Origin of the sequence: Streptomyces sp. NPDC086554, from assembly GCF_040686095.1 — a bacterium.
Lineage (GTDB): Bacteria > Actinomycetota > Actinomycetes > Streptomycetales > Streptomycetaceae > Streptomyces.
In genome coordinates, this window is the sequence record NZ_JBFBJK010000063.1 from 1 (window position 1) to 1871 (window position 1871).

General features: G+C 56.3%; 1 rRNA gene. It reads left to right on the forward strand.

Annotated elements, in window-relative coordinates:
* A 23S ribosomal RNA gene (locus AB0O76_RS43880) occupies positions 1–1830 on the forward strand; the annotation flags it as partial.
* Between the last annotated feature and the right edge of the window lie 41 nt (positions 1831–1871).

The window sequence follows — 1871 nt, forward strand, 5'->3', positions numbered from 1 at the left end:
GCTGGGATGGGTAGGGGAGCGTCGTGTGCCGGGTGAAGCTGCAGCGGAAGCTAGTGGTGGACGGTTCACGAGTGAGAATGCAGGCATGAGTAGCGATACATACGTGAGAAACGTGTGCGCCGATTGACTAAGGGTTCCTGGGTCAAGCTGATCTGCCCAGGGTAAGTCGGGACCTAAGGCGAGGCCGACAGGCGTAGTCGATGGATAACCGGTTGATATTCCGGTACCCGCTGTGAAGCGTCAAACATTGAATCAGGCGATGCTAAGTCCGTGAAGCCGTCCTGGAGCCTTCGGGCAAAGGGAAGTGGTGGAGCCGACGGACCAGACTTGTAGTAGGTGAGTGATGGGGTGACGCAGGAAGGTAGTCCAGCCCGGGCGGTGGTTGTCCCGGGGTAAGGGTGTAGCCCGTCATCTAGGTAAATCCGGATGACATGTGGGTGAGACCTGATGCCGAGCCGATTGTGGTGAAGTGGATGATCCTATGCTGTCGAGAAAAGCCTCTAGCGAGTTTCATGGCGGCCCGTACCCTAAACCGACTCAGGTGGTCAGGTAGAGAATACCGAGGCGTTCGGGTGAACTATGGTTAAGGAACTCGGCAAAATGCCCCCGTAACTTCGGGAGAAGGGGGGCCATCACCGGTGATGACATTTACTGTCTGAGCTGGGGGTGGCCGCAGAGACCAGCGAGAAGCGACTGTTTACTAAAAACACAGGTCCGTGCGAAGCCGTAAGGCGATGTATACGGACTGACGCCTGCCCGGTGCTGGAACGTTAAGGGGACCGGTTAGTCACTCTTCGGGGTGGCGAAGCTGAGAACTTAAGCGCCAGTAAACGGCGGTGGTAACTATAACCATCCTAAGGTAGCGAAATTCCTTGTCGGGTAAGTTCCGACCTGCACGAATGGCGTAACGACTTCTCGACTGTCTCAACCATAGGCCCGGTGAAATTGCACTACGAGTAAAGATGCTCGTTTCGCGCAGAAGGACGGAAAGACCCCGGGACCTTTACTACAGTTTGATATTGGTGTTCGGTTCGGCTTGTGTAGGATAGGTGGGAGACTGTGAAGCGGGCACGCCAGTGTTCGTGGAGTCGCCGTTGAAATACCACTCTGGTCGTGCTGGATGTCTAACCTCGGTCCGTGATCCGGATCAGGGACAGTGTCTGATGGGTAGTTTAACTGGGGCGGTTGCCTCCCAAAGAGTAACGGAGGCGCCCAAAGGTTCCCTCAGCCTGGTTGGTAATCAGGTGTTGAGTGTAAGTGCACAAGGGAGCTTGACTGTGAGACCGACGGGTCGAGCAGGGACGAAAGTCGGGACTAGTGATCCGGCGGTGGCTTGTGGAAGCGCCGTCGCTCAACGGATAAAAGGTACCCCGGGGATAACAGGCTGATCTTCCCCAAGAGTCCATATCGACGGGATGGTTTGGCACCTCGATGTCGGCTCGTCGCATCCTGGGGCTGGAGTCGGTCCCAAGGGTTGGGCTGTTCGCCCATTAAAGCGGTACGCGAGCTGGGTTTAGAACGTCGTGAGACAGTTCGGTCCCTATCCTCTGTGCGCGTAGGAATATTGAGAAGGGCTGTCCCTAGTACGAGAGGACCGGGACGGACGAACCTCTGGTGTGCCAGTTGTCCTGCCAAGGGCATGGCTGGTTGGCTACGTTCGGAAAGGATAACCGCTGAAAGCATCTAAGCGGGAAGCCTGCTTCGAGATGAGTATTCCCACCCCCTTTGAGGGGTTAAGGCTCCCAGTAGACGACTGGGTTGATAGGCCAGATCTGGAAGCCCGGTAACGGGTGGAGGTGACTGGTACTAATAGGCCGAGGGCTTGTCCTCAGTTGCTCGCGTCCACTGTGTTGGTTCTGAAACCACGAACA